This is a genomic window from Phaeodactylibacter luteus (assembly GCF_007993045.1).
GTDB classification, from domain to species: Bacteria; Bacteroidota; Bacteroidia; order Chitinophagales; family Saprospiraceae; genus Phaeodactylibacter; species Phaeodactylibacter luteus.
Genome location: NZ_VOOR01000184.1, coordinates 1 through 607 on the forward strand (window position 1 = coordinate 1; position 607 = coordinate 607).

The window sequence follows — 607 nt, forward strand, 5'->3', positions numbered from 1 at the left end:
CTGCGAAGGGGAGCTGGCCGGGGCTCAATTCCTGGGGGGGGAGGCCCTGGGGCCAAACGATACCCTTTTCTTCGCACTCCACACCGGAAGCGGCAATGCGCTCGGCGATACCATCGCCACCTCCCCCTCCCCCCAGTTCGGCCTCCTCCCTGGGATGCAGTACGGGCAGGCCTATTACATCTCCGCGGTGGCCACCAACATACTGCCGGGGGGCGCCCCGGCGCTCGAGAGCGCATGCCTCTCTGTGTCCATCGGCACGCCCGTAGCCTTCTACCCCCAGCCACAGGCCGCTTTCATGCCCGATACCGCTGTCTGCCCTGGGCAGCCCCTCGATATCACTGTCTCCGGGCAGGGCGGGCTGGCCTTCGACATCTTCTATACTGAAAACGGGGCACCGCAGCAGGGCACCGCCCAGGCTCTGCCTTTCTCTTTCCCGTTCAACGGCAGCAGCAGCGCCACATTTGTCCTCGACAGTATCACCGCAGCCGGGCCCGCAAGCTGTACCGCAGCCATCGGGGATACCCTCAATGTCACTATCCTCCAGCAGGCCTTCACCGATGTGCAGGAGGAGATCTGTGAAGGGGGGAGCATTTTCATCGCTGGGGCA

The 607-nt window shown here is 64.4% G+C and carries 1 protein-coding gene; it reads left to right on the top strand.

Features of this window, described 5'->3' with window-relative positions:
* Window positions 1-607, top strand: a 607-nt coding sequence (locus tag FRY97_RS22630) for a hypothetical protein (RefSeq protein WP_170254871.1), incomplete at both ends; no start/stop codon positions are given.